The organism is Halomonas sp. HL-93 (genome assembly GCF_900086985.1).
In the GTDB taxonomy this organism is placed as follows: Bacteria; Pseudomonadota; Gammaproteobacteria; order Pseudomonadales; family Halomonadaceae; genus Vreelandella.
Map to the genome: position 1 here is coordinate 1623819 of NZ_LT593974.1, position 22391 is coordinate 1646209.

The 22391-nt window shown below is 56.9% G+C and carries 20 protein-coding genes and 1 riboswitch; of the genes, 15 read left to right on the plus strand and 5 right to left on the minus strand.

Translation table 11 applies throughout. From position 1 onward, the window contains the following. Positions 1 to 54: 54 nt before the first annotated feature. The 15 genes from cobT to GA0071314_RS07440 all read left to right on the plus strand — a co-directional run bounded on the left by cobT (position 55) and on the right by GA0071314_RS07440 (position 17187). Complete coding sequence (gene cobT / locus GA0071314_RS07370; protein ID WP_074396039.1) at positions 55 to 1119, plus strand: nicotinate-nucleotide--dimethylbenzimidazole phosphoribosyltransferase; 1065 nt, start codon at positions 55 to 57, stop codon at positions 1117 to 1119. After that, positions 1116 to 2126 (plus strand): adenosylcobinamide-phosphate synthase CbiB, encoded by a 1011-nt coding sequence (cbiB, locus tag GA0071314_RS07375; protein WP_074396040.1) that lies wholly within the window; start codon positions 1116 to 1118, stop codon positions 2124 to 2126. Before cobT ends, cbiB begins: the two co-directional genes overlap by 4 nt. Next, entirely contained in the window at positions 2123 to 3241 is a 1119-nt protein-coding gene (cobD, locus tag GA0071314_RS07380; RefSeq protein ID WP_074396041.1) for a threonine-phosphate decarboxylase CobD, read from the plus strand. The genes cbiB and cobD overlap by 4 nt, the downstream gene beginning before the upstream one ends. Continuing rightward, the gene (locus tag GA0071314_RS07385) at positions 3238 to 3822 is read left to right on the plus strand and encodes a bifunctional adenosylcobinamide kinase/adenosylcobinamide-phosphate guanylyltransferase (RefSeq protein WP_074396042.1); all 585 of its coding nucleotides are present in this window, start codon (positions 3238 to 3240) and stop codon (positions 3820 to 3822) included. Before cobD ends, GA0071314_RS07385 begins: the two co-directional genes overlap by 4 nt. Beyond that, complete coding sequence (cobS, locus tag GA0071314_RS07390) at positions 3819 to 4589, plus strand: adenosylcobinamide-GDP ribazoletransferase (protein WP_074396043.1); 771 nt, start codon at positions 3819 to 3821, stop codon at positions 4587 to 4589. The genes GA0071314_RS07385 and cobS overlap by 4 nt, the downstream gene beginning before the upstream one ends. Beyond that, complete coding sequence (locus GA0071314_RS07395; protein WP_074398468.1) at positions 4526 to 5179, plus strand: histidine phosphatase family protein; 654 nt, start codon at positions 4526 to 4528, stop codon at positions 5177 to 5179. Before cobS ends, GA0071314_RS07395 begins: the two co-directional genes overlap by 64 nt. After that, entirely contained in the window at positions 5131 to 5556 is a 426-nt protein-coding gene (locus GA0071314_RS07400) for a bifunctional adenosylcobinamide kinase/adenosylcobinamide-phosphate guanylyltransferase (RefSeq protein WP_074396044.1), read from the plus strand. Before GA0071314_RS07395 ends, GA0071314_RS07400 begins: the two co-directional genes overlap by 49 nt. 171 nt (positions 5557 to 5727) lie before the next feature. Continuing rightward, a complete protein-coding gene (locus GA0071314_RS07405; protein WP_231896529.1) occupies positions 5728 to 7827 on the plus strand; it encodes a type VI secretion system Vgr family protein in 2100 nt (699 codons plus the stop codon). Continuing rightward, positions 7812 to 8624 (plus strand): DUF4123 domain-containing protein, encoded by an 813-nt coding sequence (locus GA0071314_RS07410; RefSeq protein WP_074396045.1) that lies wholly within the window; start codon positions 7812 to 7814, stop codon positions 8622 to 8624. Before GA0071314_RS07405 ends, GA0071314_RS07410 begins: the two co-directional genes overlap by 16 nt. Positions 8625 to 8695: 71 nt before the next feature. Further along, positions 8696 to 11767 carry a hypothetical protein gene (locus tag GA0071314_RS07415; RefSeq protein ID WP_074396046.1) on the plus strand — a complete coding sequence of 1024 codons (3072 nt, stop codon included), beginning with the start codon at positions 8696 to 8698 and terminating at the stop codon, positions 11765 to 11767. Positions 11768 to 11793: 26 nt separating this feature from the next. Beyond that, positions 11794 to 12795: a tetratricopeptide repeat protein gene (locus GA0071314_RS07420; RefSeq protein ID WP_074396047.1), complete on the plus strand. Its 1002-nt coding sequence runs from the start codon at positions 11794 to 11796 to the stop codon at positions 12793 to 12795. Positions 12796 to 12857: 62 nt separating this feature from the next. Further along, positions 12858 to 13295, plus strand: coding sequence for a hypothetical protein (locus GA0071314_RS07425; RefSeq protein ID WP_156524099.1), 438 nt, complete (start codon positions 12858 to 12860; stop codon positions 13293 to 13295). A gap of 116 nt (positions 13296 to 13411) precedes the next feature. Then, positions 13412 to 14617 carry a hypothetical protein gene (locus GA0071314_RS07430; protein ID WP_074396049.1) on the plus strand — a complete coding sequence of 402 codons (1206 nt, stop codon included), beginning with the start codon at positions 13412 to 13414 and terminating at the stop codon, positions 14615 to 14617. A gap of 106 nt (positions 14618 to 14723) precedes the next feature. Further along, entirely contained in the window at positions 14724 to 15905 is a 1182-nt protein-coding gene (locus tag GA0071314_RS07435) for a hypothetical protein (RefSeq protein WP_074396050.1), read from the plus strand. A gap of 106 nt (positions 15906 to 16011) precedes the next feature. Then, the gene (locus GA0071314_RS07440) at positions 16012 to 17187 is read left to right on the plus strand and encodes a hypothetical protein (protein WP_074396051.1); all 1176 of its coding nucleotides are present in this window, start codon (positions 16012 to 16014) and stop codon (positions 17185 to 17187) included. 86 nt (positions 17188 to 17273) lie between these two features. Here the strand turns inward: GA0071314_RS07440 and GA0071314_RS07445 are convergent, their stop codons facing one another. From GA0071314_RS07445 to GA0071314_RS07465, 5 genes are all read right to left on the minus strand, one after another. Continuing rightward, entirely contained in the window at positions 17274 to 17891 is a 618-nt protein-coding gene (locus GA0071314_RS07445; RefSeq protein ID WP_074396052.1) for a hypothetical protein, read from the minus strand. A gap of 42 nt (positions 17892 to 17933) precedes the next feature. Beyond that, positions 17934 to 18824, minus strand: a complete 891-nt coding sequence (locus tag GA0071314_RS07450) for an NAD-dependent epimerase/dehydratase family protein (RefSeq protein WP_074396053.1) — start codon at positions 18822 to 18824, stop codon at positions 17934 to 17936. Between the two features lie 112 nt (positions 18825 to 18936). Then, on the minus strand, positions 18937 to 19701 hold the full coding sequence (locus tag GA0071314_RS07455) for an ABC transporter ATP-binding protein (protein ID WP_074396054.1): 765 nt from the start codon (positions 19699 to 19701) through the stop codon (positions 18937 to 18939). After that, positions 19698 to 20765 carry a FecCD family ABC transporter permease gene (locus GA0071314_RS07460; protein WP_074396055.1) on the minus strand — a complete coding sequence of 356 codons (1068 nt, stop codon included), beginning with the start codon at positions 20763 to 20765 and terminating at the stop codon, positions 19698 to 19700. Before GA0071314_RS07460 ends, GA0071314_RS07455 begins: the two co-directional genes overlap by 4 nt. 37 nt (positions 20766 to 20802) lie before the next feature. Next, positions 20803 to 21816 (minus strand): ABC transporter substrate-binding protein, encoded by a 1014-nt coding sequence (locus tag GA0071314_RS07465; RefSeq protein WP_074396056.1) that lies wholly within the window; start codon positions 21814 to 21816, stop codon positions 20803 to 20805. A 62-nt stretch (positions 21817 to 21878) separates the two neighbouring features. Next, a riboswitch (cobalamin riboswitch) is annotated at positions 21879 to 22070 on the minus strand. Positions 22071 to 22391: the final 321 nt, after the last annotated feature.

The window sequence follows — 22391 nt, forward strand, 5'->3', positions numbered from 1 at the left end:
GGCCTGCTTTTGCTACCATCCCCCTCTCTTGATGTTGAACGCTTTGGAGCCACCATGCCCACCGATGTTGCCCCGTCTATTATCGAGCGTATTGCGCCGGTAGACGCTGAGGCAGGCGAACGCACCCGCGCCTATCTCGATACGTTGACCAAACCGCCGGGCAGCCTGGGTGAGCTGGAAGCGCTGGCCATACAACTGAGCGCCATCACCGGAGGGCAAACGCCCAATGTGACGCCAGCCAGCGTGCTGGTATTCGCCGCGGATCACGGTGTAGCCGAAGAGGGCGTGTCCGCGTTTCCTCAGGCCGTAACGGCGCAAATGGTTGCCAACTTCGCAAGCGGCGGTGCCGCTATCAACGTCTTTGCCCGGCAGATTAGCGCGAATATCGACGTCATCGATGTGGGGGTGGCAACACCCTTGGCCGTGGCGGGCGTGACGCATGCCAAGGTACGCCCAGGCACGGCCAATATGGTGCTCGAAGACGCCATGCAAGGCGATGAAGCCCACTCAGCGATCAATGCGGGCGTTGCCGCCGTGGAACGCGCCAGCCACGCCGGGGCCAGGTGCATCATCGTCGGCGAGATGGGCATTGCCAATACCACCGCCAGTAGCGCCATGCTTGCAGTGTTGACCGGTACGCCAGTGGCCCAGGTGGTGGGCGCTGGCACGGGCATCAACAGCGCTCAGCAGGCCCATAAAGTCGCGGTGATCGAACAGGCGATTGACGCGCGTCGGGCGGACCCGGAGGACCCGCTAGCGGTGCTCGCCAAGCTGGGCGGGCTGGAAATCGCTGCGATGACAGGCGCTTATCTGGCTGCGGCCGCGTATCGCTTGCCCGTTGTCGTCGATGGTTTTATTGCCACCGTGGCCGCGCTTACCGCCTGCCGGTTATGCCCAGACGTACGCGGTTACCTGGTATTTGGCCATCAGTCAGAAGAACCTGGCCACTCAACCGCATTGGAAGCCCTTAAGGCCAAGCCCCTGCTTAATCTGGGCATGCGCCTGGGCGAGGGCAGCGGGGCGGCGCTGGCATTTCCACTCCTGCAAGCGGCAGTCGCCATGCTAAATGAAATGGCGACCTTTGCCGATGCGGGCGTTAGCGGCAACACCGGCCAATGACAGTATTCAGCGATTATCTACCCGCGACGCTGGTATTGGTCATCGTGGCTATTATGGTGGATCTGGTCATCGGCGATCCGCGCTCGCTGCCGCACCCGGTGGTGGTGATTGGGCGTGCGATCAGCGTGCTGGAAACACGCTGGAATCAGGGCAGCGACAAGCAGCGCCGGCGGTCGGGCGTTATGCTTACCGCCACGATAGTGCTGGCGACGTTCGCGAGCGCTTGGTTGGTACTCAGGCTGCTTAGCGCTTTGCATCCCTGGCTGGGAATTGTTGCTGAGGTATGGTTACTTGCCACCACGCTTGCTATCAAAGGCTTGGCTGATGCAGGGCGCGCCATTGCGGTGCCGCTTGCAAAGGGTGACTTGCCCGCCGCACGGCAAGCGCTGTCCATGATTGTCGGGCGCGACACGCAAGGCCTTGACGAAGCCGGCATCACCCGAGGGGCAGTTGAAACCGTGGCGGAAAATACCGTGGATGGCATTACCGCGCCGCTGTTTTTTGCGCTGATAGGGGGTGCACCGCTGGCGCTGGCCTACAAGGCAGTCAATACCTTGGATTCCATGGTGGGGTATCGCAACCAGCGCTATGCCGATTTCGGATACGCTTCCGCCAAGCTGGATGATACGGCCAACTGGGTACCCGCCCGTTTAACTGCGCTATGTCTATGGTTGGCGGGCCTGATGATGAGCGTTCCCAGGGCGTATGATTTGCATTGGAAGGGCGCCTTGCGGGGCACCTGGCGCGATGCGCCGCGTCACCCAAGCCCCAACGCTGGCTGGCCGGAAGCCATGGTGGCGAGGTTGCTCGGCGTGCAACTGGGCGGCACCAACTACTATGAGGGGGTGGCTTCCTGTCGTGCGACGCTAGGCAAGCCGCTGGAGCCACTTCGGGTTGCCCATATCGACGCAACGATTCGTTTAATGCACGGTGGCTGGATGCTATTTATGCTGCTGTCCGCTGTCTTGATGGTTGCGCTGAGCCTGTTTCCCCCGAGGTTTTTATGAGCACATTTACATGGCCCAGCCACGGCGGCCAAGCCGAAGCGCTATTGGCCCACTTTGGCTTGCCCGCCACTCATCGGCTGGACGATTTTAGCGCCAACCTTAATCCCTTGGGGCCACCCGCCTGGGTGCGCGACTGGTTAACCCAACAGTTGGCAGGCCTTGAGCGCTATCCGGCGCCGGATTATTCCGCAGCCCGCCACGCCATCGCAAGCTATCACCAACTGCGCCCCGAGCAGGTGCTGCTGACAAACGGCGGCGCCGAGGCGATTTTTCTTGCCGCTGCGCTACATGCCTGGCAGCGCGCGGCAATTATAACACCAAGCTTTGGTGAATATGCCCGTGCTTGCTGCGCCCACCGGCTCTCAATCGTTGAGATCGCGCTGCCCGTGCCGGACTTTGACCTGGATGTTGATACGCTGTTGGCAAGGCTTAATGATATCGATGTGCTGTTTCTGTGTCGGCCCAATAATCCCACAGCGACACTTATCGATACCTCGACCATGGAGATACTGCTGGATTACACGGCTTGGGCGGGCTGCCGGGTGGTGGTGGATGAGGCTTTTGTGGACATGGTCGGCGATACGCATGATGCGGTGTCGCTGGTACCGCTGCTGGATCGCTATCCGCATCTAATTCTGCTGCGCTCGATGACCAAGTTTTATACGCTGCCGGGGCTACGGTTAGGCTATATGCTGGCGGATGAAGCCACTATTCAGGCGGCACAGGCCCACCAGCCGCCCTGGAGCGTGAATCACCTGGCGGCGGAGTTGGTAGCGCCGCTGCTGGCGGACGGTGCCTTTACCCGCCGCACCCAGCGCTGGTTAGCCAGCGAGCGGCGCCCTATGGAGCAAGTGCTTGCCCAATTGGGGCTGGAGGTGGTGCCAAGCCAGGCGTGCTTCTTTCTTCTCCGCCCTGGCGTCGAGCTACGCGCCGCAGGTATCTCCAGCGACGTGCTATTTGAGCGGCTGCTGCGCCAGGGTGTATTGGTGCGCCATACGCATAACTTTACCGGACTCGATGGCGACTGGCTGCGTGTAGCCCTGCGCGATGCACCTGCTAATCATCGGCTAGTGAGCGTGCTTAAAACAGTAACTGCCAAAACAGGTGCTGCATGATTGTCTTTATAAGCGGCGGGGCACGCTCCGGCAAAAGTGATGTAGCCGAGCAGCAGGTGGTGGATGCCGCGGGCAGCGCAGCTTGCTACTACCTGGCCACTGCCAAGGTCACGGATGACGAAATGGCCGAGCGAGTGGCCCGCCATCGCCAGTCCAGAGACGAGCAGAGGCAAACCGCTCAGTGGAAGACTATCGAAGCGCCGCTGGCGATTGATCAGGCGCTCTCTGACGTGCCCGATGGCTGCGCCGTGCTACTGGACTGCCTGACGCTCTGGGCCAGCCAGGTGCTGTACGCCAGCGAGCTTAGCAAAGATGAGGGCCTTGCGCTGCTGGCCGACACCGTGACGGATGCCCGAGCGCGCAGCGTGCACCTGGTAATTGTGTCGAACGATATCAACGAATCGCTGCCGCCAACCGATGCTGAGACCTGGCGTTATCTCGCCTTTCTCCAGCGCGCCCACCGCTGGCTGGTCGCCGAGGCCGACGCCGTTGTTGAGGTAATCGCGGGCTGTGCCCTGAACTGGAAACCTGAGCAGTGGAAGCATGAGCAGGGGAAACCCCAAAAGGAGCGGTTGCTGTGAAAAACGCTCTGTTTGGGCTGGTGCTGGCGCTGCAGTTTCTGACCCGAATCCCCATTCCCATCGCCAGCCCCTGGACGCCTGCAACCCGGCGCTGGGCGGTGCGTGCCTATCCCTTGGTCGGCCTGCTCATCGGCAGCGTGTTGGTGCTGCTGGCATTTGCCATGCACAACGTTCCCACGCCGATTACCGCGCTGGCGCTGCTTAGCCTTTGGGTCGCGCTTTCCGGCGGGCTGCACCTGGATGGCGTCATGGATATCGCCGATGCGCTGGGCAGCAATCAGCCGCTGACGCGCCGTTGGGAAATCATCAAAGACCCGCAGATCGGCAGTTTCGGCATGCTGGCGCTGGTGTTTCTGCTTGCCTGGAAGGGCGTATTGGTTTGGGCGCTTCTTGCCTACCAGGCGCCGCTCTGGTGGCTGCTGGTGGTGCCCGCACTCGGGCGCTGGGCGGGCGTTGCCTTGCTTGTCCTGACGCCCTGCGCTCAGCCCAAGGGCTTGGCGTGGAGCTGGCAACAGTCGCTTAGCGGCCAGGAGGTAGCACTGGCGTTGGTGCCGTTGGCCATGATGGCGCTGCTGGCACCCTCGCTTGTACTGATTGGACTTGCGGCGGCGGTCTTTGTGGCGCTTTCACGCGTGTTTATGTTGCGACTGTTTAACGGCATCAACGGCGATATGGTCGGTGCCACCATTGAAGGAGGAGAGCTTTGGCTACTGATCTTACTGTGGAGTTGGTGGCAGTTCGCCACGGTATCACCGCCTGGAATTTAGCGCGCCGCTACCAGGGCCAGCGCGATATCCCGCTGCTGTTTCCCGATGCCGAAGCGGGGCTGCTGGCGCTGCGCGAAGCGCTGATGAATGAGCGTTTCGATGCCATTTATTCAAGCGACTTGAACCGCTGCCAGAAGACGCTTGAGTGGATTCAGGCCGCGAAAGAGGGCGTGCCGGTTGCGCTGGAGCCGCGTCTGCGCGAACTCGACTTTGGCGAGTACGAAGGCAAGGTGTATGACGAACTCAAAGACCTGCCGCACTATCGCGCCTGGATTGACAGTGTCGGCGAGCTGCAAATCCCTGGCGGCGAATCGGCCGCTCACCTGCGCGCGCGCCTGGAAGCCTGGCTGCATGATGTGGCTGTGAATGCCCAGCAAGGCAGCCAGCGCAAAATTCTGGCCGTCACTCATGGCGGCGTGATCCGTGAACTGCGCCGTCGTTTTGAAACCCTTCACTTCTGGGATGGCTCGGTGAGTCAGGCACAGGGCAGGCGCTGGACACTCACTTATCACACCGATGCGAATGGCAAAGGAGATTGGCAATGCAGCTCTTCATCGGCGGTGCCTGCGCAGGAAAACGTGACGTCGTAACGGCTCGCTTTCCCGACGCCGTATGGTATCGGCTTGCGCCGGAGCAGCGGCTGGATGCGTGTCAACAAACGCTGCTTGCCGATACGCCGTTGGTGATCACCGGCGTGTTGGAGTGGCTCGAAGCCGCATCAGGAAGGATGCAAAACGATGCGTTCCGCGAGCAGTGGCAGGGGGATATGACCGGCCTCTACCAGCGCGCCAGCCAGATAAACGCACCGTTGATTATCATCGCCCACGAAGTCGGCCGTGGCATCGTGCCCATGCAGCCCGAACAACGCCGCCTGCGCGATCTCAATGGCTGGTTCGTGCAAGACGCTACCCGTCAAGCCGACCAGGTTTGGTATGTACGCCATGGGTTGGTGCAGTTGATTAAGTAGTTTGCCCGGCTTTTTATCACGATAGCGCGGGCGAATTTTTGCCTGTTTTGTAAGCGATTTCTTACGCCGTGTAAGAGATCGCTGTGACTTGTCCTAAATGGGTTGTGCTTCGCTTCTAGCTCGCTATTCTGATCGTTTTTATTAGCAGTTGACGATCCAGGGAGCGGGATTATGTCTGACAGGATGGGGGCGCATAAGACAGGCCTGCAATTCACCCTGACACTTCCGGGAGTGGATGACGTGGCGGTGATCGACTTCACCCACCGCGAAGCGCTCTCCCAACCCTTCGAGCTGGCGCTGAACCTGGCCAGCCGCGACGGCAGCCTGGACGCCGCCGAACTGCTGGATCGCGAGGCGTCTCTGACCATCTGGCAGGACGGCGAAGCGCTGCGCCGGGTGCACGGCATCGTCAGCGAGTTTGGCCGAGGTGATCGCGGCCACCGGCGTACGTTTTACTCGCTGGTGTTACGTCCCGCCTTGTGGCGGCTATCGCTGCGCCAGAACTCGCGCATCTTCCAGAAAGTCGACCCGCTCACTATCATCAATACCCTGTGCGATGAGCGCGGCATCCGCGACGTGGCCTTTGCGGTCACCCGCGAGCTCCCCGAGCGCGAATACTGCGTGCAGTACCGTGAGACCGACCTTGCCTTTATCGAGCGCCTGGCCGCCGAAGAGGGGCTGTTTTATTTCCATGAATTTGAAGAACGCGACGGCGGCGCCCATCGGCTGGTGTTTGCCGATGACCCGCAGCTACTCACTAGCCTAGGCGAGCGCAGCTATCACAGCCGCGCAGGCGGTACCGCGCCCACACGCCATGTGCGCAAACTCAGCCACACTGCCCGGGTGGCGAGTTCGTCCGCCACGCTGAAAGACTACAGCTTTAAAAATCCCGCCTATGCGCAGTTCCACGACCACCTGGGTCGTGATGTAGAAGACCATGGGCAGCAGGTCGATTACGAACACTACGACTACCCCGGCCGCTACAAGCAGGATGCTTCCGGCGAGCCGTTCACCCGCATTCGACTGGAACAGCTGCGCCGCGAGGCGATCACTGTTAGCGCCGAAAGCGACCTGCCCGAACTCGCCCCCGGTGTGCGCTTCACGCTGACCGACCACGACACCGATAGCCTCAACCGCGACTGGCAGGCGATTGAAGTAAGCCACTTCGGTGAGCAGCCCCAGGCGCTGGAAGAAGACGGCATCACCCAGGGCGATGCCAACGGTATGACCCGCTACCACAATCAGGTCACGCTGATCCCCGGCGATGCCCCCTGGCGCGCCACGCCCAACCCCAAGCCCCGCATCGATGGCCCCCAGGTCGCCTTTGTGGTCGGCCCGGAAGGCGAAGAGATTCACTGCGACGAACACGGCCGGGTCAAGGTCCAGTTCCCCTGGGATCGCTACGCAGAGCCAAATGACACCGCCAGCTGCTGGGTGCGGGTCGCCCAAGGCTGGGCAGGCGGCAGCTACGGCAGTATTGCCATTCCGCGCATTGGCCACGAAGTCATCGTCTCGTTTTTGGAAGGCGACCCCGATCAGCCGCTGGTGACCGGACGTACTTATCACGCGGTCAACACCGCGCCGTACCCGCTGCCGGAACACAAGACTCGCACGGTACTGCGCACCCAAAGCCACAAGGCCGAAGGCTTCAACGAACTGCGCTTTGAAGACCAGGCCGGCGAAGAGCAAATCTGGCTCCACGCCCAGAAAGACCTGGAACTGCTCACGCTCAACGACCGTATTGAAGAGATCCGCAACGACAGCTTCTTGAAGGTCAATAACGACCGCATCAGCGAGATCGACAACGACGACCACCACACGGTACACGGCAACCGTTTCGAGCATACCGAAGGGCAGCAGCACCTCACCGTTGAAGGCACCCTGCATATCAACACAGGCCAGGCCTGGCTCAGCGAAAGCGGCCGCGAGCTGCACATCAAAGCTGGCCACAAGGTGGTGCTGGAAGCGGATAGCGAATTAACCCTCAACGCCGGGGGAAGTTTCCTCAAGCTGGACGGCAGCGGCGTTACCATGGTGGGCCCCAACGTCAAAGTAAACGCAGGCGGCAGCCCCGGCAATGGCAGTGGTCAGGCGGTAGAAAGCCCGTTACTGCCAGGGCATGCGATGGCGGAGGTGCATGATGCGATACCGCCAACATCATTGCCAAAGCTGGAAGATTACCAGCTAAGTGAAGCAGCAATGATGCCCCTCTGCGGCAAGATCAATGATACCCAATGCAGCCGCGAGGATTGTCCATGTCTGGCTGGTTAACGCGAATTGATGAGCGAAGTGAGTCTCTAGAGCGCCTCTCAGAAAGTAGTCAACCGTGGTGGTTCGTGCTCGATCAGCGTCGTGCATCGCAAGCTTGTGCGACTTGGTTGAATCAACGCGGCCGCAAAGAATTAATGACACTTTTCGCTGGCACTGAGCTGGATCCGTTGATTACCGCTAGTCCGTGGTTAGTGGAAGTTGAGCCAGGTACTCCAGCGGCCCAAGAGGCACAAGCATTTTGCCAACAACGATTAGGATGGATTGCCACCGCCAAACCGGACGCGACCCTGAAAAGCATCGCTGAACACCTAAGTTCGCTATTTGTGCTGCCCGACGCTCATGGCGGCCAGACCCTGGTGAATCTGCAGCAGTCCAATGCCTGGACAGCGATTCTCGCAAGCGCTGACGCCGCCACATTCCAGCATCTGATGACACCCTTTACCGCACTTTACACGCCAACTCCACAAGGCACTTGGCGGCGATGGGTGGCACCGGCTGACGAATTTGAAGCGCCCCCTCAAATACGCCTCGACCGATCGATGGAAGAAGCTCTAAAGGAGAGTCAGCAAGCATGGTGGCTGAGCAGTGCTACGGCAACCTTCATGGCTGAGATACCCGATGGTTGGTTTATACGACTAGACATGTTGATAAAGGCAGGCATTACCCGTACCGAGCACTTTCAACGACTGCTGCCTTTAATCCAACGGTCAGAGGCCCTACCTGAACGGGCACAAGCCATCTTGGCAATGGATACCCCGGCCCGTAAGAAAACAAAAGAGTTAGAGAGCTTAATATGAATGGTAACTTTCATCATTTAAATGGTATAGCGGTAAACGCACCGGAGCCCTCTTCAACAACGATAAGTCGCATGGAAGCAGTTGCCCATGCCTGCCAAGAGCAAGAGTGGGCGGATATCATCTATTTGCCAGGTACACGAACGTTTTGGCTATTGACCGAAGAAGTTTCGGATATCTTGATGGAGGCTGACGACACCCTAAAGGGCTGGGTCAGGGAAGTAGATGTCGAAACACGCCTTCAGCATCTGCGTGATATTGGCATAATGGAATGCCTCTTAGCAGCAGAGCCAATTAGTTTTCTCTCACAATCTGACCAGCAACGCTATCAAGAGCTTAAAAACGAGAAAGAAAAGCAAGAAACAGAAATAGCCGAAATTTCGCGTCAAACCGGACAGCCCGGGCGAGCAGGTACAAACGCACTCAATGAACGCAACAGGCTCAGAAATTTAGTCAATACTTTAGATTCAGAAATACTGATGCTCGAAGCCCAGGGCCGCAGTATTGCTGAGGAAAATGGTTATACCCTCTCAGGTGATCATTACTATGGGCCTTGGGAGGATGAAATCGCAACGGCTTTGGAGAACTATCGGCAATGCCGTCACCGAGTGCTTGAGGAATACCCTTCCGCCGAATCGATGCACGATGAGCTTCCCATCCGTGATGCCTTGAGTAAAACAAAAGAATTCCTCGAAGAGTGTGAAACAACGGCGCCATCATCCTCTACCTGCCCGATATGGTGGCCGCAGATAATCGATGAACTCTCCACTATTATGCTCGACTATCACGACAGCATCCTGGAACTGGCGACGCTAGGTATCGCGACGCCAGAGTGGGCGCTGGCTAATATTCAGGGTGAGTCGGTTCGCGAGGAGTTAGAAGCCGGGGCGCAAGTATTCGACGATTACTACGCGCTCTTGAAGGACTCGATGGAACTATATGAAGCAGTGAATGAAAAGCTTGAAGAGTGGGAGTCGGGAACCGCCGGACAAGCACAGCTACCTGTATTCTTATTTGAAGAAGAGCGCAACCAATATGAAGCGATACAGAACGACCTTAATGCGCTCTACGTGCAAGCCAAGCGATCTGTTCAAGAGAGTACCCCCCAAAGAACGCTGATATGGAATACCGATCTGGTCGATGCCCGCCCATCGCTTGGGTATGCCAAACGCAAAATTGATCTATTGGTTCGCGGCGACTTTCCCCTGCGTGAATTCAGTTCGCCCCAAGCTGAAAAATCATTAAGTCATCTCAGCTTGTGGCAATTAATGCCTGAAATGACGCCTGGTGAGCGCCATCAGTTAGATACAGCGCTGGTCGCTGATCAGGTACTCCCCGCGCGGCTTTGGGAAGCGCCAGAAACAGCGCTTAGTCAATGGCTTAAAAGCCGCTGCTGCCAAAAAATCGATCTTCGACCTGAGTGGCATGATGAGCAGCTAGGGTTCTTTGAGCCGCATATATTCTTCGCGTATTTAACGGAGCAAGGCCTAGACGTCGCCTCACTTGCCAGTGAAAGTGCCAAGCAGCATTGGGGGGAGTCACTTAAGAAAGTGCTGTTCACCGGGCGTAGCCGTGAAAAACTTCGTCTGTTTGATGCCAGTGCCCAGGCACAAATGCTTCGCCTGGTGGGGATGGCCAATTTTGACCTTTATGAAAAAACAGAAAGCGGTAACGCCCCTCAGCATACCTTCGAGCTTCAGAAGGTCTCCTTTATGGAAGCAACAGGAGACCACGGTAGCTCAACGAAAAAATCAGTATCTTTGAGTGAACGAAATGTTGCCTTGAAACACAAGTGGGAGGCCAAGGGCACCTTCAACCTTGCTAAAGGCGAAATGTCGCTAGGCCGCTTAGAGCTACCCAAGAAGGATGAGGCACAACCCATTAGGGTAAAGCTTACTGAGCAAGAAGAGCTTACCGAGCAGCAGAACCAAGAGCGCGAAGTAGGCCGCTATGCCGTGATATTCGATGTAGTGGCGAAGGGCTTTACCGGCGCTAACGTAGCGCTAGCCAACAAGGTGGGGTTCAAGCTGGACAAGGATGGTTTGAGCCTCTCCGGGTTGGACTTACGAAACCAGGAAACCGATAGCACCGGGCTTACCGCCTTTGCCGGCGTTAAAGCAGGATTGGAAATAGGCTGTTCGCTGGACTGGAAGCCGCCCCGTAATTTGCAGCGTTTACTGCCCAACTGGCAGGCGCTTAACGAGCTGGGCATGTGGGAGCATAACAATCGCTCACTGGATGACTGGCGCACGTTGGGTGCCGCAGCATTTGAAATGGAAGGAAGGGCCGGTGGTGGGGGTAATGTCGATTTTGTCTTTGGTTTGCGTAATGGCAATTTTACCTTTCGGATAGCGAGCAAGTTTGTGCTGGGTGTTGGGGGCGGCTACAAGCTCAACTTTGAGCTAGATGGCAAAAATCTCGACCTCTGGATTGCCATGCTCCACCGCGCTTTGGTGGACAACAACTACGAAACACCTGAATGGATCACCGAAGAAGCCAAAAATGTGCTGGGCAAAGTGGGTTATATCCTCGCCACCACACTGCTCAACGTTGGATTGATCGCCGCCCGCGGCCAAGCGGGTATCGAGCGGCTCTATAGCGCCATGACCGGTGGGCAGAACGCGGGGCCGATTGCATATGTACTAGCGACGCGCGATGGAGAGGATTTAAAGAAAATGAAATCTTGGGTGCAGCAGTTAACACCCGAAGCGCTGGGAGCTTTGCTTTACCTTCTGACTAGCAACCCGCAAGAATTTGAAACAGAAGTACCCGGCAGGGGCAGAAGCGATGGCAAAGTCGAGCCGTTTAATCACCAGGAGGCGTTGGACTTCCAGCAAATCGCCATTGCCAACTGTCTCCGCTGGATTGTGGAAGGCGTCACGACCGGCGTTTACGGAACGCTTTGCCGCTTTAGCAGAGAAGACCCTACGCCGTCACAGTACCTGTTCGCCAAAGGGGTTATTCGCATGACAGAGAATGGCCAGCCGCCGCATGATTATCCTGATACAGCCTATCAGAACCATAAAAGAGAGTTGGATGATTTTATGAAGCGAGTATCAGGGACAGATAATATTCAAGTGCCAGAGTCAAAGAGGGATTACAGCCGCGACGTTGCAGGCCTTGCAACTGAAGTGTGTGCTGTTTGATAAAGCGTCTTACTAAGGGATAAATAATGCGATCAAACCTGTTGGCAACGTTAACTGGGTTGACACTAGCGGCGCTGTTATTGCCTACCGCTTGGGCGCTTGACGAAGAAGCGCAGGCCGCCAAAGAGAAAGGCATGCGCTTATACAATGCCCATCAGCGCTCTCTCACCACGCCCTATTTAGAGCAAGCAGCAGAAGCGGGTGATGTCGAAGCGATGTACTACCTAGGCGAAGTTAACCGTTTACGGCATATGGGTATGAACCAAGCCGCTTTAGAGTGGTATCACCAAGCCGCTCAACACGGTGACCCCCACGCTATGTTGCGACTGTTTGATGGTGGCGCCTGCGAGCTAGGGGACGTATGCCCGGAAAACGGCGATGATTGGCCCCAGGAGGCCTTGGAGTTAACGCTACCTAAAGCTGAGGCAGGCGATGCCGAGGCCATGGCCGAGCTTTATGATATTTATTACTACGTTAAAGAGCCCGATGAAGACGAAGCGATGAAGTGGCTACGGCGCGCCGCCGAGGCGGGCCATGTGGAATCGATGAATTTGCTTGGCGAGATAGCCCGTAACGACGAAGAGGACTATTCCAACGATACGGAGCGTTTGGAAGCCGCTGAGGTATGGTTTCGAAAGGCAGCAGCGGGAGGTTATGCCCCCTCTATGAACAATCTTGCCTCCGTCTTAAATCATCTGGATCAGCCCGAAGAATCGTGGGAATGGATAACAAAAGCTTCCGAAGCAGGGCATATCAATGGGAGGAGGTGGTTGGCCGCCTGTAATATTGAACCTGATTGGGAGGAATTGACTCTATGTAATTCTTCTACCGATCCAGAACCTGCCAAAGGATGGGCAATCCTGCTAGCTATCCATGAAGAAGTTCCCGGCACTTCGTCAGAAAGATCGCTGCGAGTTTATCGCGATAGCGTTACTCAAGAACAACGCGAAGAAGGCGAGCGTATGAAAGACGAGTGGTTGAATCTAGAGCCGCCACTTTCCTATTTCCCCAAAAAGTTTGGCCCCTGATGTTGTTAGCAAAACGATCAATCATCCTGGCAATGCTAGCAGGGCTAACGCTTATAGCGCTCATGATACCTTCCGCCTGGGCGCTGGACGACGAAGCTCAGGCCGCCAAAAAGAAAGGCATGCGCCTATACAATGCTCATCAACGCTCTATTAGCACGCCCTATTTAGAGCAAGCAGCAGAAGCGGGTGATGTCGAAGCGATGCACTACCTAGGCGAAGTAAATCGTTTGCGTCATATGGGGATGAACCAAGCCGCTTTGGACTGGTATTGCCAAGCCGCACAACATGAAGACCCTTACGACATGCTGCAATTGTTTGATGCGGCGCCTGCAAGCCGCCCAGACCTGATGGCCCAATCCGTGCCCGGCTATGGCGACAGCTATACCGCTGAGCCCGAAGACGTCAACGCCTACGGCCCTTTTCCCAACAAGGCGGACCGCTTTGTCGAGCGCGGTGAAGCAAAAGATGCATCTACGCAGAACAAACCCGACAGCCATTAACGACACCGAATCAACCGCTATCAATACGTTCTTTTGGAAGGCCGCTGGCGGCCTTCCTTGGCGGTAGCGTGGCTAAAAACAACGAGGAGGGTATGGAACAAACAAGGAGCCGGAGCATGAACCCGACGGAACAGCCAAAAGATCACTATGCCGAGACCGCGTTCCGGGCCGGCGCCATTCCCCGCCAGGCCCCGCCCCCAGAGAAGAGTGTATGGGGGAAGCTGGGCAGTAACTTCGATATTGCCCGCCTGCCTTGGGGACATTATGTCGGCATTAATCCATCGGAATTTGAATATGAATATTCCGGAGGTTGGTATCGTGACTACGCGTACATGGGAGAGCAGGATTACCATGACTTTAATCATATTAACGAATTGCGTTGGTCGAAGTTCGTCGATGAAGATATCAACCTGATCTATCGTTTTTTTCGCTTCTGGTTCGTTTTTTGGACGCACCTTCTTAGTTTTATTGGTCCAGGAGGGGGTAAGGGGGGAGGATGGTTTATTTCAGCCATTGCTATGGTGCTGCTGGTACTCCTTTTGGTTTTGGAGGTTTTTGATCCAAGTGAAAAATTTCCTTTCGATGCATTAGCTGTTCCTTTGTCAGCTTTTGCACTCTGTGGTGTGGCTACTGTATTTAAAACTCTGTTTGAGAAACATAGTATTCGTTTCTACAAGAGTAACCAGAACTGGTCGGACGATGTTGCTTTCTGTCGTCGTTCGGGCCTGGTCAAGAGCTTTCAGGGGAATTTCCCTTTCTACGAGTTCGATGCTTTTATCGAGATAGCCGCGGACATGAAGGGCAATCAGCGTCACACCCTCAAGGTGCGTCATCGCTATCCGCAGTTCAGCAAGGACAAGCGCAGTGGCTTGCCGATGGAATTCATCTTCCCCACCGATACCGGCAGCATCGCCGAGCGCTATGCCATGTGGGACATGCTGGGCCGCTATATGGATGTCAGTCAGCCATTGCCGGACATTCCCCGTCTGGAGCCGTTCCGCCATCTCGACCCCACCACCAAGGCCTTCGATGAGGCGGGTAAGCGCGGCCGTCCAGCCACCTACTGGCGTGATCTCTACGCGAATGCCAGCGAGAAGGAATTAAAGCAACTGCGCGAAGAACATCGCCAAGTGGTCGACGCCGCGCCTTGGGGCAGTCGCCCGGACCTGATGGCCCAATCCGTGCCCGGCTATGGCGACAGTTATACCGCAGAACCCGAAGACGTTAACGCCTACGGTCGCTTCCCCAGCAAAACGGATCGCTTCGTTGAGCGCACTGAAGCAAAAGACGCATTCCAGCAGAACAAACCCGACAATCATTAACGACCAACATAAGTCGTCATCAATACATTCTTCCGGAAGGCCGCTGGCGGCCTTCCCATGGCGGTAGCGTGGCTAAACGGGTATGGAACAAACAAGGAGCCGGAGCATGAGCCCGATGGAACAGGAAGACCACTATGCCGAGACCGCCTTTCGAGTCGACACTATTCCCCGCCAGGCGCCGCCGCCAGAAAAAAGCACTTGGAAAAAACTGGGCAGCAATTTAGATGTGGCCCGGCTACCTTGGGGAAATTATATCGGGGTTAATCCAACTGATTTTGAATATGAACATACAGTAGGCTGGTTTCGAAGTTATCAACACATGGGAGACGACTATCGCAAGTACAACATGATCAATGAAACTCGCTGGTCACAAGTTGTCGATGAAGATATCAGCTTGCTTTATCGCTTCTTGCGCTTTTGGTTCGTGGTCATCTCTCACGGGTTTAGTTTTATAGGTGGTGGGGGGTACTTTATTGTTGGACTTACTGTTGTGGCTTCATTGTTGATCGCAGTACCACAACTTTTTACTGAGAATCCTAAGCTATCAGTTAACTTATTGATCATTCCAGCATGGACTATCGCTTTCTGCGGATTCGCTACCATACTGCGAAGACTTTACGAGAAATACAGCATCCGCTTTTACAAAAGGAATAAAAACTGGTCAGACGATATCGCTTTTTGTCGACGCACGGGTATGGTGAAGTCTTTCCAAGGTAACTTTCCTTTCTATGAATTCGATGCCTTTATCGAAATGAGTGCTGACATGAAAGGTAACCAGTTCCATAGCCTTAAAGTGCGCCACCGCTACCCTCAGCACAGCCAAGACCCTCGAAACAATCTGCCGCTTGATTATAGTTTTCCGGCCGACGGGAGCATTGCCCAGCTGTATGCGATGTGGGACATGCTGGGCCGCTATATGGACGTCAGCCAACCATTGCCGGACATTCCCCGCCTGGAGCCGTTCCGCCATCTCGACCCCACCACCAAGGCCTTCGATGAGGCGGGTAAGCGCGGTCGCCCGGCGACTTACTGGCGTGATCTCTACGCCAATGCCAGCGAGAAGGAACTGAAACAACTGCGCGAAGAGCACCGAAAGTTGGTCGACGCCGCGCCTTGGGGCAGTCGCCCGGACCTGATGGCCCAATCCGTGCCCGGCTATGGCGACAGTTATACCGCAGAACCCGAAGACGTTAACGCCTACGGTCGCTTCCCCAGCAAAACGGATCGCTTCGTTGAGCGCACTGAAGCAAAAGACGCATTCCAGCAGAACAAACCCGACAATCATTAACGACCAACATAAGTCGTCATCAATACATTCTTCCGGAAGGCCGCTGGCGGCCTTCCCATGGCGGTAGCGTGGCTAAACGGGTATGGAACAAACAAGGAGCCGGAGCATGAACCCGACGGAACAGCAAGGTCACTATGCCGTGACCGCATTCCAGGCCGACGCCATTCCCCGCCAGGCGCCGCCGCCAGCAAAAAGCACGTGGAAAAAACTAGGCAGTAATTTGGACGTGGCCCGGCTACCTTGGGGAAATTATATCGGGATCAATCCTACCCTCTATGAGTATGACAATGAGTGGTTTGAGGATTACCAGTACATGAAAGACGACTATTATGACTACGCCATGATTAATGAAGCGCGCTGGTCTAAGTTCGTTGATGAAGATATTAGCCTTCTTTACCGTTTTTTGCGCTTTTGGTTTGTGGTCATTTCTCACGGGTTTAGTTTTATAGGTGGGGGTGGGTACTTTGTTTTCGCTCTAGCCGTTATAACCTCGGTCGTTGGAGTGATCGCTCAATTCTTTTCTGCCACACCAGAATATCCACCGCTTATTTTGACATTTCCGCTTGGAGTGGCTGCATTCTGCGGAGCAGCTACCATACTTCGAAGACTTTACGAGAAATACAGCATCCGCTTTTACAAAAGCAATAAAAACTGGTCAGACGATATCGCTTTTTGTCGGTGCACGGGTATGGTGAAGTCTTTCCAAGGTAACTTTCCTTTCTATGAATTCGATGCCTATATCGAAATGCGCGCTGATATGAAAGGCAACCAGTTCCATAGCCTCAAGGTACGTCATCGCTATCCGCAGCACAGTAAAGACGAGCGCAACGGTCTACCGCTTGATTTCGATTTCCCGGCCGACGGGAGTATTGCCCAGTTATATGCCATGTGGGACATGCTTGGCCGCTATATGGATGTCAGCCATCCGTTGCCAGACATTCCCCGCCTGGAGCCGTTCCGTCATCTCGACCCCACCACCAAGGCCTTCGATGAGGCGGGTAAGCGCGGTCGCCCGGCGACCTACTGGCGTGATCTCTACGCGAATGCCAGCGAGAAGGAACTGAAACAATGGCGCGAAGAGTACCGAAAAGTGGTCGACGCCGCGCCTTGGGGCAGCCGCCCGGATCTGATGGCCCAATCCGTGCCCGGTTATGGCGACAGCTATACCGCTGAGCCCGAAGACGTTAACGCCTACGGCCGCTTCCCCAACAAGTCGGACCGCTTCGTCGAGCGTGCTGAAGCAAAAGGCGCATCCCAGCAGAACAAACCCGACAATCATTAACGGCACTGAATTAGCCGTTATCTACCTAATTCATTAAAAGGCCGCGAAGGGGCAGACGACAGCAAGGCTATAGTTGATGTATCTCATCAATAGCGCCGCCGCCAACGCTGCCAGCCAATCATCAGCAGCTGCACAGGCAGGTAGACCACTACCGGCCACAGCAGCGTCAGCAGAAATAGATACAGCAACGGGTCCAGGCTGTCCTGGGGCTGGCCGAAGGGGCCGTGCACCCAGTTGATATTGCGCTCGGCTTCGGTGAGCAGGTAGCTTAATGGCACCACGATCCAGGTCAGCAGGGTCTGCCATAGTAGGGCGCGACGCGAGTAGCCCAGTTTCGCCACACCGATGCCCGCCACCAGCGGCAATACCACGTGGTAGAGCGACATGGCCCGCGCCATGGGCGGATGCTCGGGGTCGAACATATACTCGGTGCCGCCGATGGGGTGTACGCCGGTGAGCGCTGCCGTCGCCACATCCAGGCTCCATACGCTGCCGACCAACGCCACCGCCAGCCACTGCATCGACATCAGGGTGCGGTGCTCCGCCCACAGCGCCACCAACAGCAGGAAGCTTGCCACGTTACATAGCCAGAAGAAGTTCTGGGCACCCAACAGCACCACATAGCTCGGTGCCCAGATCAGAATCCACAGTGTAAACGCCAGCTTTAGCCAACGCGGCACACCGCCTCCCGGGGAATCGGCCATGGTCGTCTCCTTATCGGTGCGGAGTTTTTACGCTTGCACCGCTTACGTCTTAAGCTCATCCCGCCAGGAATGGCGCGGTGCGAAACCGACTAGGCGGCGCGCTTTCTCGATGCTATAGAAGGTCTCGAACTCGCCCATTTCGCGTTTGATTGGCACCTTTGGGTAGAAGCGCTCGATGACCTGGGGATTGGTCAAGCCCACCGATAGGTCGTCATTGGCGACGTTGAACACCTGGTAGCCCAGGCCGTCTGTCTTAAGGCAGCAATCCACCATCTGGCCCAGGTCGCGGGCGTCGATGTAGGCGAAAATATTGCGACGACGCAGGGCCGGGTCATCCATATAAGCCGGGAAGTTCTGGCGGTACTCGTGGGGCTCGATAACGTTGTTGATACGCAGGCCGTAGATGTCGATGCCTGAGCGCGCGTGAAAGGAGCGGGCGGTGACTTCGTTGACCACCTTGCTCATCGCATAGCTGTCCTGGGGCACGGTGGGATGTTCTTCGTCGACCGGCAGATACTCGGGCTGCACCTCACCGTCGGCAAAACAGACGCCGTAGGTGGTCTCGCTGGAGGCAAAAACCACCTTGGGAATGCCCAGCTTGGTGGCGGCATCCAGCACGTTGTATGTGCTCAGCGTATTGATACGGTAGGTCTCGTTATCCGGCCGGTGCAGGATGGCTGGAATGGCGGCGAAGTGAACAATGGCGTCGTAATGGGGCACACCGGTGCCTGGTTCCAGTTCGTCTATCCCGGCATAGGCATGGCAGGCGTTGAACACCTGGCCTGCATCGGTGAGGTCTGTCTTGAGAGTGGTAATGCCGGGCACGTCGGACGCTACCCAGTCCAGGTTGGTAACGCGGTGGCCCTGGTCGCGCAGATAGGCAGTCGCATGGCGGCCAGCTTTTCCGCTGCCTCCGGTGAATAAAAGGCGCATAGGTAATCCTTAATGAGTGCAAGCTAACGATTAATGACATTCAACGTATCATGTCACCATAGCAAACAATGCCTTAGCCCGCTGATTGCCATTGGGCGATGCCCCTCAATGCTTAAATTGCGTTGCGGAAACGCATCACCTGGCTGCCGTCGATGGGGTCGGCGAAGATGTCGGCGTAAACGCCAAAGGTCTGGCGTAGCCGGAAGGCCGTCAGCACCTCTTTAGGTGGTCCGCTATCGACCAGGCGGCCGCCGTCCATGACGCCTATGCGGTCGCACTCAATGGCGTGGTTCAGGTCGTGCAAAGAGATAATCACCGTAACGGGAAGCTGCCTGACCAGCTCAAGGATCGACAGCTGGTGGCGGATGTCCAGATGGTTGGTCGGCTCGTCGAGCAGCAGAATTTTGGGCTGCTGCGCCAGGGCGCGGCCGATGTGCACACGCTGACGTTCACCGCCGGACAGCGTATGCCAAAGCCTATCGGCCATGTGGTGCATATCCACATCATGCAGCGCCCGCGTGACGATCGCCTCGTCCTGCTCGGACCAGGGGCGTAGCGCTGAAAGAAAGGGCGTCCGGCCCAGGGCCACGACGTCGTGCACCGTGATGCGGTCGGTGGTTTCCGCCTGCTGCTCCACCAGCGTCACCGAGCGGGCGATATCGCGCTGACGCATGCGCTCCATCGGGCTGTCATCCATCAGCACACGGCCCTGTTTCGGCTTACGCAGCCCGGCAAGCAGCCTGAGCAGGGTGGTTTTGCCCGAGCCGTTGGGGCCAATCAGGCCAAAGGTCTGGCGGGGCGGGATCGACAGCGACACGTCCGTCAGCAGTTGCGTGCCATGCACGGCCCAGTTGAGGTTTTCGGCGGTCAGTTTCATCGGGCCCTCGTACCGCGGATCAGGATAAGGGCAAAGGCGGGCGCGCCGATCAGCGAGGTAATCACGCCGATGGGCAGCACCTGCCCGGCGACCAGAATGCGCGAGAGAACATCGGAGAAGATCAGAAATACCGCACCGGCCAGCGCCGTGGCGGGCACCAGCCGCGTGTGACGGCTGCCGACAATAAAGCGCATGGCGTGGGGAATTACCAGACCGACAAAGCCGATCGCCCCGACCATCGAGACCATGACCGCGGTGACCAGTGCCATGGCGGTGATCAAGATACCGCGCACCGGACGCACCGAAATACCCATGGACGCGGCGCTGTCGGCACCAAAGGTAAAAGCGTCCAGCGCCCGCCGGTGCCAAAAGCAGATAGTCAACCCCATCAGCGCGGCGGGGATGGCCAGCACCACATCGTCCCAACGCACGCCGGATAGATTGCCCATCAGCCAAAACATAATGCCTCGCGCCTGCTCGGCGCTGGCCGATTTGGCGATGATAAAGGCGGTGAGCGCGTTGAACAGCTGCGACCCGGCAATCCCCGCCAGGATGATCGAGCCTGCGGCCTGCACGCCGCGCTCGCCACCGGTGCCGCTGCTGGCGGCATGGGCGAGCAGAATCACCAGACCAAACGCCAAGACTGCCCCGGCAAAGGCGCCGGCCGAGAGTGAAAGGGCGCCCGCGCCAAGCCCAGCCACGGACACCGACACGGCCCCCGTCGACGCCCCCGCAGAAATCCCCATCAGGTAAGGGTCGGCCAGCGGGTTGCGCAGCAGGGCCTGCAGGACTACGCCGGCTAGGGCAAGCCCGGTGCCGCAGCAGGCGGCCACGATGGCGCGGCTGAACCGGTAATTCCAGATAATCCCCGCGTCGATGCGGTCGACGGAGTAGTCCGCGCCAAACAACTGATTGGCGAGTACCTTGAGGATCGTCTCAATCGGAATCGAGGTTTCACCGATGGCGGTGCCCGCAATCAGCGCCGCCACTAGCACCACCGGCGTTATCCAAAGCCAGCGTAACCAATCGCCCGTCGGGAATGACCGTATAAGCGCGATGCTCATCAGCGAAGGGACATGAACATGTTAGTCAAAAGAGCCATTAGTCAAAGGACATCTCTGATAGTGCCTCGGCCAGGGTTTCAAGGCCGTACAGGGTCCGCATGGTGGCGCTCATGGCATGGGCATCCATTTCCACGATGCGGTCGTTCTTGACCGCCGACATTTCGCGGGTCACCGGGTCGTTTTGTAGAAACTCGCGCTTGGTCTCTACATCGTCGGCAGGAAACCGGCGGCGATCCATGGTGGCGATAACCAATACATCGGGGTCCGCCTGGGCGACCGTTTCCCAGCCAATGGTGGGCCATTCTTCATCGGAGTCAACCACGTTACGAATGCCCAGTTTATCCATCATATAGCCCGGTGCACCCAATCGGCCTGCGATGAACGGGTCGGCTTCGAGTTCGGTGGAGGAGAACCAGAAGGCGGCGGAGAGATCGTCCGGAAGATCCAGGCTACCGGCAAGTTCGATAGCCTCTGATTCACGGGTCTTGAGGTCGTCTACCAGGGTGTCGCCAGCGTCCTGAACGTCATAGATCTCGGCCAGTTCGGTCACCCCTTTATAGATGGAGTCGGACGAAAAGGCCGCTGTCCGCGTGCCGTCGCCGCCGGTCGAGTTATCTTTGGTGTCGCAGTCGGCGGGCATCACGTAGGTGTCGATGCCCAGCTCATGAAACTGATCGCGGGTGGCCACGCTGCCGCTGGGGCCGATATGCCACTCGTATTGAATGGCCACCAGGTCCGGGCGTTTATTTACTACCGATTCAAAACTCGGGTCATCATCGGCAAGCCGCTCGATTTCCGCGTTGGCGTCCTCAAACTCAGGCAATACAGGATTGAACCAGACCGAGGTGCCGTTGACCTTGTCGGCCAACCCGAGCGAGTAGAGAATTTCGGTGGCCGATTGCCCGACGGTGATGGTCCGCTCCGGGGGCGAGTCCACGCTGATCTCTACGCCGCAGTTGGTTAGCGTAAGCGGGTAGTCGGTGGAGGCGTAAGACGCCTGTGCAAAGCCAACAGCGCTCGCGGCGATGGCCGTGGTCAATCTCAACATCATGTACACTCCCGTGCATGATGAGCTCCGCATCCGGACAGAAAACACTGACCGAGCCACTTCGCTCAATGTAAGTTATGTCGGCAGTTCTCCTGACTGACGGGTCTTGGCTAGCTCGCCTTCCCAGACGCTGTGTCCAGTGGCATCAAAGAGCATCGCTCGCCGCCTACAGTTGCGGGGGCAGTTCCGTTTCGCGGCAAGCCGCGGCGGATTCTCTATTAAGTTCCGGCTGGAACACCGACGTTAGCCATTCTAGGTGGCAGGTGGATAGCGAACAACACAAAGCCTAAGGATCTTATGAAACCCCGCCATAAAAGTAATGTTATAACATATTACTTCAAAAGCGTTTAAAAATCCAGCGGCATTCTTAGCGTCAGCTGATATACGCCTTCGCTAAGTTAATAGCTTGTAACAAATTGGCCTCGCCGCCATGCCTTCCTCTATACTGACCCCCTCTTATAGCCCCACTTCTTTATGAATGGTTTTATTATCACTCAGCTAGCTACCATGAATAATATTCAAGTCTCACGCTCCCCAGATCAGTTGGCTAATAGTGGTCAGTTGGCTCAGGGTGACCG

Coding starts and splice junctions, on each gene's coding strand:
- cobT (WP_074396039.1), top strand. CDS start 55: ATGCCCACCGATGTTGCCCCGTCTATTATCGAGCGTATTGCGCCGGTA.
- cbiB (WP_074396040.1), top strand. CDS start 1,116: ATGACAGTATTCAGCGATTATCTACCCGCGACGCTGGTATTGGTCATC.
- cobD (WP_074396041.1), top strand. CDS start 2,123: ATGAGCACATTTACATGGCCCAGCCACGGCGGCCAAGCCGAAGCGCTA.
- GA0071314_RS07385 (WP_074396042.1), top strand. CDS start 3,238: ATGATTGTCTTTATAAGCGGCGGGGCACGCTCCGGCAAAAGTGATGTA.
- GA0071314_RS07400 (WP_074396044.1), top strand. CDS start 5,131: ATGCAGCTCTTCATCGGCGGTGCCTGCGCAGGAAAACGTGACGTCGTA.
- GA0071314_RS07405 (WP_231896529.1), top strand. CDS start 5,728: ATGTCTGACAGGATGGGGGCGCATAAGACAGGCCTGCAATTCACCCTG.
- GA0071314_RS07410 (WP_074396045.1), top strand. CDS start 7,812: ATGTCTGGCTGGTTAACGCGAATTGATGAGCGAAGTGAGTCTCTAGAG.
- GA0071314_RS07415 (WP_074396046.1), top strand. CDS start 8,696: ATGGAAGCAGTTGCCCATGCCTGCCAAGAGCAAGAGTGGGCGGATATC.
- GA0071314_RS07420 (WP_074396047.1), top strand. CDS start 11,794: ATGCGATCAAACCTGTTGGCAACGTTAACTGGGTTGACACTAGCGGCG.
- GA0071314_RS07425 (WP_156524099.1), top strand. CDS start 12,858: ATGATACCTTCCGCCTGGGCGCTGGACGACGAAGCTCAGGCCGCCAAA.
- GA0071314_RS07430 (WP_074396049.1), top strand. CDS start 13,412: ATGAACCCGACGGAACAGCCAAAAGATCACTATGCCGAGACCGCGTTC.
- GA0071314_RS07435 (WP_074396050.1), top strand. CDS start 14,724: ATGAGCCCGATGGAACAGGAAGACCACTATGCCGAGACCGCCTTTCGA.
- GA0071314_RS07440 (WP_074396051.1), top strand. CDS start 16,012: ATGAACCCGACGGAACAGCAAGGTCACTATGCCGTGACCGCATTCCAG.
- GA0071314_RS07445 (WP_074396052.1), bottom strand. CDS start 17,891: ATGGCCGATTCCCCGGGAGGCGGTGTGCCGCGTTGGCTAAAGCTGGCG.
- GA0071314_RS07450 (WP_074396053.1), bottom strand. CDS start 18,824: ATGCGCCTTTTATTCACCGGAGGCAGCGGAAAAGCTGGCCGCCATGCG.
- GA0071314_RS07455 (WP_074396054.1), bottom strand. CDS start 19,701: ATGAAACTGACCGCCGAAAACCTCAACTGGGCCGTGCATGGCACGCAA.
- GA0071314_RS07460 (WP_074396055.1), bottom strand. CDS start 20,765: ATGAGCATCGCGCTTATACGGTCATTCCCGACGGGCGATTGGTTACGC.
- GA0071314_RS07465 (WP_074396056.1), bottom strand. CDS start 21,816: ATGATGTTGAGATTGACCACGGCCATCGCCGCGAGCGCTGTTGGCTTT.